This window comes from Sphingopyxis sp. (genome assembly GCF_035250425.1).
Lineage (GTDB): Bacteria > Pseudomonadota > Alphaproteobacteria > Sphingomonadales > Sphingomonadaceae > Sphingopyxis.
In genome coordinates this window covers 1-8,671 of the sequence record NZ_DATFFD010000128.1, presented here as the reverse complement: position 1 = coordinate 8,671, position 8,671 = coordinate 1, and the positions used below count along the sequence as shown (strand labels likewise).

Sequence of the window (8,671 nt, the reverse complement as noted above, 5' to 3'; positions counted from 1 at the left end):
GGGCGCTCGCCAACCGCCCGCCGCTGGTCCTCGCCGATGAGCCGACCGGCAACCTTGACGAAGCCACGGCCGACAAGGTGCTTGCCGAATTCCTTTCGCTGGTGCGCGGAGAAGGCAGTGCCGCGCTCGTCGCCACCCACAACGAGCGGCTGGCGGCGAAGATGGACCGCGTGCTGCGCTTGCACGAAGGGCATATCGAGGTTTAGGCTGCGCCGACAGCAGGGGACGGAATATGGCGCTTTACGATCTTTCGGCGAAACTTCCTGGCGGCGGCGCGCAGTCGCTGGCCGATTATCGCGGCAAGGTGCTGCTGATCGTCAACACCGCCTCGAAATGCGGCTTCACCCCGCAATATGAGGGGCTGGAGGAGCTTTACCGCGATTATAAGGACCGCGGGCTCGAGATCCTTGCCTTTCCGTGCAACCAGTTCGGCGCTCAGGAGCCGGGCGATGCGACGGAAATCGCGAATTTCTGCTCGCTGACCTATGATGTCAGCTTTCCTTTGATGGCCAAGATCGACGTCAACGGCGACGATGCCGATCCGATCTTCAAGCATTTGAAGAAGGAAAAGACCGGCCTGCTCGGCAGCGGGATCAAATGGAATTTCACTAAATTCCTCGTCGATCGCGAGGGCAAGACGGTGTCGCGCCACGCGCCGACTACCAAGCCCGAACAATTGCGCAAAGAGATCGAGGAACTGCTGGGTTAACCCTTGGCAGAATCGGTGCTGTCACTGTAGCGTCATCCGATGGCCTTCAGCCCCTTTGTCCCCCTGCGCGTCTTTTCCAGTTTCACCATGCTGGAGGGGGCGATCGAGCCCAAGCTGATCGCCAAGGCGGCGCGCGAGCGCGGATTTCCGGCGATCGCGGTCGCCGATCGCAACGGGCTTTATGGTGTCATGGCATTCGGCGAGGCGTGCAAGGCGGCGGGGGTGCAACCCATCGTCGGCACCTTGCTCAGCGTCGCGCGCCCGGGACAGCGGCTCGCGAACGGCGCGCCGCTGATCGACTGGCTCGCGCTCTATGCGCAGGACAACCAGGGTTATGACAATCTGTGCGCGCTGGTGTCGGCGGCGCATCTCGGCCGCCCCGTCGAGCAGGATCCCCATGTCCTGCTGTCCGATATCGCAGGCAAGGCCGACGGGCTGATATGCCTCACCGGCGGCGGCGAGGGCGCGCTCGCGCGGTTGCTCGCGGGCGAGCAGAAGAGCGCGGCCGACGATTATGTCGAGCAATTGGAAGCGTTGTTCGGCGGGCGGCTCTATATCGAACTGTCGCGGCGCGGCGATGCGACCGAGATCGCGGCCGAGGCGGCGCTGCTCGATCTGGCTTATGCGAGGGCGCTGCCGATCGTCGCGACGAACCCGGCGAACTTCGTCGAGCCGAATTTCCATCCCGCGCACGATGCGATGCTGTGTATCGCGCAGTCGGCCTATGTCGAGAGCGAGGACCGCCGCGTTTCGAGCCCCGAAGCCTGGCTGAAACCCGCCGAAGCGATGGAGGACGCCTTCTCGGATCTGCCCGAGGCGATCCGCAACACGCTCGTCATCGCGCAGCGCTGCGCGTTCATGGCGCCGAAGCGCGCGCCGATCCTGCCAAGCCTTGCGGGCGACCGCGAGGGCGAGGCGGCGCAGCTCAAGGCCGACGCGCATACGGGGCTCGCGGCGCGGCTCGCGCACTACCCCGAGCTGACCGACGAGGAGCGCGAAGCCTATGTCACGCGCCTCGATTTCGAAGTCGACGTCATCATCCAGATGGGGTTCCCCGGCTACTTCCTGATCGTTGCCGATTTCATCAAATGGGCGAAGGCGCACGACATTCCGGTGGGTCCCGGGCGTGGTTCGGGGGCGGGCAGCGTCGTCGCCTGGGCGCTGACGATCACCGACCTCGATCCGCTCAAACTCGGCCTGCTGTTCGAACGCTTCCTCAATCCCGAACGCGTGTCGATGCCCGACTTCGATATCGACTTCTGCGAAACGCGGCGCAGCGAAGTGATCCGCTATGTGCAGGAGAAATACGGCCGCGACACCGTCGCGCAGATCATCACCTTCGGTAAGCTGAAGGCGCGCGCGGTGCTCAAGGACACCGGCCGCGTGCTCCAGATGAGCTATGGCCAGGTCGACCGGCTGGCGAAGCTGGTGCCGAACCATCCGACCGATCCGTGGACGCTCGAACGCGCGCTCAATGGCGTTTCCGAGCTGATGACCGAATATAAGCAGGACGATGGGGTGCGTCGGCTGTTCGACATGGCACGCCAGCTAGAGGGGCTGCCGCGGCACAGCTCGACCCACGCCGCGGGCGTGGTGATCGGCGACCGTCCGCTCGACCAGCTTGTCCCGCTCTATCGCGATCCGCGTTCGGACATGCCGGTGACGCAGTTCGATATGAAATATGTCGAAAGCGCGGGGCTGGTGAAGTTCGACTTTCTGGGCCTCAAGACGCTGTCGGTGCTGAAGGAGGCGAAACGCCTGCTGGCGCTGCGCGGGATCGACGTCGATCTTGACGCGCTGCCCTGGGAAGACGCGGACGCGACGCCCAAGGTTTACGAGCTGCTCCAGCGCGGCGAGACGGTCGGGGTGTTCCAGCTCGAATCCGAAGGCATGCGGCGCACGCTGTCGGCGGTGAAACCGACCAATTTCGGCGACATCATCGCGCTCGTCGCGCTCTATCGCCCGGGGCCGATGGACAATATCCCGCTGTTCGGCGCGCGCAAGAACGGCCGCGAGCCGATCGCCTATCCGCACCCATTGCTCGAAGGCATCCTCGCCGAAACCTATGGCATCTTCGTCTATCAGGAACAGGTGATGCAGGCGGCGCAGATCCTGGCCGGCTACAGCCTCGGCGGTGCCGACCTCCTCCGCCGCGCGATGGGCAAGAAGGTCCAGGCCGAGATGGACGCGCAGCGCGACACCTTCGTCAAGGGATGCGGCGAGCATAACCAGATCGCGCCGAAGGCCGCGAACGAGCTGTTCGACTTGATCGACAAATTCGCGGGCTATGGCTTCAACAAGAGCCACGCCGCCGCCTATGCCTTGCTGTCGTACCAGACGGCGTGGCTGAAGGCGCATTATCCGCACGAATTCTTTGCGGCGTCGATGTCGTTCGACAGCCATCAGACCGACAAATTGTCGATCTTCATCGACGATATGCGGCGGCTCGACGTCGGAATCTCGCCGCCGTCGGTCAACGACAGCGAGGCCGATTTCTCGGTCGGGCGGAGCGATGACGGGCTGACGGTGCGCTATGCGCTCGGCGCGCTCAAGGGCGTGGGCGAAAAGGCGATGGAGGCGCTGGTCGCCGAGCGCGCCAAGGGCGATTTTGCGTCGCTCGACGATTTCGCGAGCCGCATCGATCCCAAGCTCCTCAACCGGCGGCAGATAGAGGCGCTGGCGGGCGCGGGGGCATTCGACTGCATCGAACCCGACCGGCCGCGTGCCTTTGCGGGCGCCGAAAGCCTGCTTGCCTGCGCGAACAGTTCGGCGCACGAACGCTCGACGGGGCAGGGCGGGTTGTTCGGCGGCGATATCGCGATCGCCCCGGCGTTGCAGCTGCCCGCCGCCGAGCCGTGGGCGCTCGCCGAACGCATGACGCGCGAAAAGGACGCCTTCGGCTTCTATTTCTCGTCGCATCCGGTCGAACAATATGAGGCGATCATTTCGGCGCGCGGCGCGCGATCCTATGGCGACATCTGCGACCATGTCGAAATGACGCCTGGTACGCGCATTCCCATGACGATGGCGGCGATGGTCGAAAGCGCGCGGCCGCGCGTGTCGCAGCGCGGCAACCGCTTTCTCAATCTGACGCTCTCCGATCGCAGCGGGCAGTTTCAGTCGAGCTGTTTCGACGAGATTGCCGGGAAAACGCTCGAGGCGCTGGCAAGCGATGGCGGCTGCGCAATGCTGTCGGTCGAACTGGACCTGCTGGAAGGCGAGGAAACCCCGCGCGTGACGGTGCGCGGAGCGCAATCGCTCGCCGAAATTGCGGCCACGGCCGCGCTTCAACTAGGGTGCAGGGTGGCCATTCCCGAGGCAATGACGGAGATCGCGCGCCTGCTCGAAAGGCGCGACGATGCCCGCGGCAAGGTCGTAGTAACGACCCGCGACCCGATGACCGACGAGGATATCCGCATCGAGCTGGGCCGTAGTTTCGCGCTTGGTCCCGACACGGTCTCGCGGCTCGAAATGGTTGCGGGTGTAACCGATGCTGCGCTCTCGCTCGTCGCGCCGCGCGATTTCAGGGTTCGCTGATTCCTTCACCCCTTGCATAGCGTGTATTTTCGGCCCTATCCCTGAACGGCAACTATATATATTTGAGGATGCCGTATCATGGGAATGCAGGGCCAACCGCTGCTTGTCACCAGCCTGATCGATCACGCCGCGCGCGAGCATGCAACGCGCGAAATCGTCTCGCGCTGGGCCGACGGCAGCCAGAGCCGCACAACATGGGGTGAGGTCGGGCGCGACGCGCGCCGCTTCGCCGCGGCGATGGTCAAGCTGGGCATGAACAAGGGCGACCGCATCGCGACGCTGGCGATGAACCACGGCCATCATCTGGTCAGCTGGTACGGCAGCGCGGGGATGGGCGGGGTGCTCCACACGGTCAATCCGCGGCTGTTCGACGAGCAGCTCATCTATATCGTCAACCATGCCGACGACCGGGTGCTGCTGTTCGACGCGATGTTCCTGCCGATCATCGAGCGGCTGCGCCCGCAATTGCCCACGGTCGAGCATTTCATCCTGTTCGATGCCCCGGCGCGCGACGACTATCTGTCGTACCGCGACCTGGTCGATGCCGAGGATGGCGGCTTCGAATGGGTCGAACTCGACGAGCGCGATCCGGTCGGGCTTTGCTACACCAGCGGGACGACGGGCAATCCCAAGGGCGTGCTCTACGAGCATCGCTCGAACGTCATTCATGCGATCACCGAGATCCAGCCCGACGTGTTCGGCCTGTCGAACCGCAGCGTGATTCTGCCGATCGTGCCGATGTTCCATGCCAACAGCTGGGGCGTGCCTTTTGCCGCCGCGACGGTGGGCGCGAAGCTGGTGTTCTCGGCGACCAACGATGCGCAGGTGCTGTGCGACCTGATGCATAACGAGGGCGTCACCCATAGCGCCGGGGTGCCGACGGTGTGGATCGCGTTGTTCGCGCATATGGACACGACCGGCATCGGTTACGGCAAACTCGAGCGCGTGATCATTGGCGGCTCGGCTGCGCCGCGCGCGATGATCGAACGCTTCATGCGCGCGGGGATCGCGGTCGGCCACGCGTGGGGGATGACCGAAACCAGCCCGATCGGGACGATGGGCAAGCGCCCGTGGAACTGGGATGAGCTGAGCTTCGACGAACAGGTCGACATCGTGTGCCGCCAGGGTTGTCCGCCGTTCGGGGTCGAACTGCGCATCGTCGATGACGAGGATCATGTTCTCCCGCGCGACGGCGTGACGAGCGGGCGACTGCAGTGCCGCGGGCCGTGGATCATCCAGCGCTATTTCAAGGCCGATACCGATGCAGCCGATGCCGAGGGCTGGTTCGACACCGGCGATGTCGCGGTGCTGCATCCCGACGGCGTGATGCAGATCACCGACCGCGCGAAGGACGTCATCAAGTCGGGCGGCGAGTGGATCAGCTCGATCGAGCTGGAAAACGCCGCGGTCGGCGCGCCGGGGGTGCAGGAGGCGGCGGCGGTCGGGGTCTATCATCCGAAATGGGACGAGCGGCCGATCCTGTTGATCGTGAAGAAGCCGGGGGTTGAGGTCAGCGAGACGGTGATCGTCGATTACCTCAAGGACAAGGTCGCCAAATGGTGGCTGCCCGACGAGGTCGTGTTTGTCGACGAATTGCCGCATACCGCCACGGGTAAGATTTTGAAGCGCCAGATCCGGGATGACTATAAGGATTACAAGCTGAAGTCGCTGGCGGCGGCGTAATTACCTTCCCCCTGGATGGGGGAAGGATATGCAGCCTTATCGCGCAGCGATTAGGCGAAGTTGGATGGGGGTGAAGGTGCGTCATGGCACCGTCCGTTTCAGGCAGGGACCGCACCCCCTCCGCTGCAACTAGCCAGCAAGCTGGCGAGTTTCGCGCCTCCCCCATCAAGGGGGAGGGGCGGTTTTCCATTAGAACAGCTCCATCTGCCCATCCCTCTCCGGCGGCCTGAACAGGTCGCTTCGGATCGGCGGAAAGCTCCGATCCATGCGATGTTCGCGCGCCGCGCGTTTGACGCGGGTGCGGATGAGCTGTGCCCAGACGCCGTGCCCCCGCATGCGCGTGAAGAAATCGGGATCATTGTCGCGGCCGCCGCGGATGTCCTGCACCATATGCATCACCTTGTCGGCACGGTCGGGGTAATGCGCCGCGAGCCAGGCGCGGAACAAGGGCGCGACCTCGAACGGCAGGCGCATCAATATATAGGAGGCGCGGATTGCGCCCGCATCCGCAGCGGCGGCCATGATCGCCTCGATCTCGTGATCGGTGATCGCGGGGATGATCGGCGAGATATTGACCTGCGTCGGCACCCCGGCGTCGATCAGCTTGCGGATCGCCGCGAGCCGCCGGCGCGGATGCGGGGCGCGCGGTTCGAGCGTGCGCGCGACGGCGGGGTCGAGCGTCGTAACCGACACCGCGACGCCGACCAGATTGTCGCGCGCCATATCGGCGAGCAAGTCGATATCGCGCAGGACGCGGTCGGACTTGGTGGTGATGATCAGCGGGTGGCGCGTTTCGGCAAGCACCTCGACGACCGACCGCGTGATGCCCCACTCACGCTCGATCGGCTGGTAACCGTCTGTATTCGTGCCGATCGCAAGCGGGGCCGCCGTATAGCCGCGCTTTGCGAGTTCAGCGCGCAGCAGCTTCGCGGCGTCGGGTTTGGCGAAGAGTTTGCTTTCGAAGTCGAGGCCGGGGGACAGGTCGTGGAACGCATGCGTCGGGCGCGCGAAGCAATAGATGCAGCCGTGCTCGCAGCCGCGATAGGGATTGATCGAGCGGTCGAAGCTGATGTCGGGCGATTTGTTGCGCGAAATGATCGTTTTCGGGTTCTCCACCGTGACCGTCGTGCGCAGCCGCGGCGCTTCGCCGTCGATGTCCTCCGCCGCGTCGAGCCAGTCGCCGTCGAGGACGCGCTCGGCCGATCCGGTGCGCGTCGGGCGCAGGTTGGTCGGCGCGCCGCGGCCTGCGATCGGGGGGAAGGGTTTGGAGGATTCCACCGGCGGAGATTATCTTGTCGGTGAGAACAAATAAAGAACATTCTCGTCGCCCCCGCGAAGGCGGGGGCCGCTGTCGTTTTACGCTGCAAGGGCAGTCCAAGGCAGCTTGCGGTCCCCGCCTTCGCCGGGGCGACGTGGATCTTTTTCGTCTATTCCATCAGCCGCGGCATCAGCTCGACAAAGTTGCAGGGCTTGTGGCGACTGTCGAGCTGGGTCGACAAAATGCCTTCCCACGCGTCGGTCACCGCGCCGGTCGAACCGGGGAGCGCGAAGATATAAGTTCCGCGCGCGACCACGGCGCAGGCGCGCGACTGGATCGTCGAGGTGCCGATCGTCTGATAGCTGAGCCAGCGGAACAGCTCGCCGAAGCCGGGGATGTCCTTGCCGTCCAGCCGGTGCAGCGCCTCGGGCGTCACGTCGCGTCCTGTCAGCCCTGTGCCGCCGGTGGTGATCACGACGTCGACCTGCGTGTCGTCGATCCAGTTATGGAGGCGCGAGACGATCAGGTCGGTTTCGTCCTTGATGATCGCGCGCGCAGCTAGAATATGCCCCGCGCCGGTCAGCAATTCCTCAAGCTTGTCGCCCGACCGGTCATCCGCGGCGCTGCGGCTGTCCGAAATGGTCAGCAGCGCGATCCGGACGGGTTTGAAGACGAGGCTCTCGTCAATCGGCATTCGCGAGATCGCCCGCATAGGTCAGGCGCGTGCGGTCCTTGCCGTCGGGGAAGCGCGGCCATTTGCCCTGCGCGAGCGCGGCGCGGCTGACCGACGGCTTGCCCTGCTGCGCTTCGTACATCCAGTAATTGCGCAGCACGGTGCCGACATAGCCGCGCGTTTCCCAATAGGGGATCGATTCCATATAGAGCAAAGGGTCGCCATTATCGCGGATTTCGGACTGCCAGCGCGCGACGGGCGCAGGGCCGGCGTTGTAGGCGGCAATCACCTTGGGAAGCTGGCCGCCGGTCGACGGGTCGCGGCTGAGATATTGCAGATAACGCTGGCCGAGATCCATGTTCACTGCGGGGGTTTTGAGGTCGCCCAGTGCGGCGACCGCGCCTTCCCAACGCACGATGTCGCGCGCAGTGCCGGGGCGCACCTGCATCAGCCCGGTAGCGCCCGCCGGGCTCACGACGCCGCGTTGGAAGCGTGATTCCTGGAGCGTGTGGGCAAAGACCAGCGCCGGATCGACGCGCCAGCCACCGTTCGGCTCCCATTTGGGCTGCGGATAGCGTGTCTGCGCCGCGAGCTTGCGGCCCTGCGGCGTATTGTGCGCGAGATAGAGCTGTGTTTCGGGCAAGCTGAGCGCGCCTGCCATCGCGAGCAATTGTTCATGCTGCCGCGCGTCGCCGATCAGCGCCTGATGGCGCAGCAGCGTGCCGGCATATTTATCCTCGCCGATCTCGGCGAACGCCATCGCGGCGCGGACGTTGGGCAGATCCTCGAGCGCGCGCCAGGCGCTGCGGTC

At 64.8% G+C, this 8,671-nt stretch carries 6 protein-coding genes and 1 pseudogene; 4 read left to right on the top strand and 3 right to left on the bottom strand.

Annotated elements, in window-relative coordinates:
• From VJ811_RS07485 to VJ811_RS07470, 4 genes and pseudogenes are all read left to right on the top strand, one after another.
• A pseudogene (locus VJ811_RS07485) lies at positions 1-206 on the top strand (ABC transporter); the annotation flags it as partial.
• Between the two features lie 26 nt (positions 207-232).
• The gene (locus VJ811_RS07480; RefSeq protein WP_324071629.1) at positions 233-709 is read left to right on the top strand and encodes a glutathione peroxidase; all 477 of its coding nucleotides are present in this window, start codon (positions 233-235) and stop codon (positions 707-709) included.
• A 39-nt stretch (positions 710-748) separates the two neighbouring features.
• Positions 749-4,246 (top strand): DNA polymerase III subunit alpha, encoded by a 3,498-nt coding sequence (gene dnaE, locus VJ811_RS07475; protein ID WP_324071628.1) that lies wholly within the window; start codon positions 749-751, stop codon positions 4,244-4,246.
• Between the two features lie 78 nt (positions 4,247-4,324).
• Positions 4,325-5,929: a long-chain fatty acid--CoA ligase gene (locus VJ811_RS07470; protein ID WP_324071627.1), complete on the top strand. Its 1,605-nt coding sequence runs from the start codon at positions 4,325-4,327 to the stop codon at positions 5,927-5,929.
• A 189-nt stretch (positions 5,930-6,118) separates the two neighbouring features.
• Here the strand turns inward: VJ811_RS07470 and VJ811_RS07465 are convergent, their stop codons facing one another.
• From VJ811_RS07465 to VJ811_RS07455, 3 genes are all read right to left on the bottom strand, one after another.
• Positions 6,119-7,207, bottom strand: coding sequence for a PA0069 family radical SAM protein (locus tag VJ811_RS07465; protein WP_414711919.1), 1,089 nt, complete (start codon positions 7,205-7,207; stop codon positions 6,119-6,121).
• A 149-nt stretch (positions 7,208-7,356) separates the two neighbouring features.
• On the bottom strand, positions 7,357-7,881 hold the full coding sequence (moaB, locus tag VJ811_RS07460) for a molybdenum cofactor biosynthesis protein B (RefSeq protein ID WP_324071626.1): 525 nt from the start codon (positions 7,879-7,881) through the stop codon (positions 7,357-7,359).
• On the bottom strand, positions 7,871-8,671 hold an 801-nt coding region (locus tag VJ811_RS07455), incomplete at its 5' end, for a lytic transglycosylase domain-containing protein (protein WP_324071625.1). The genes VJ811_RS07455 and moaB, both read right to left, overlap by 11 nt.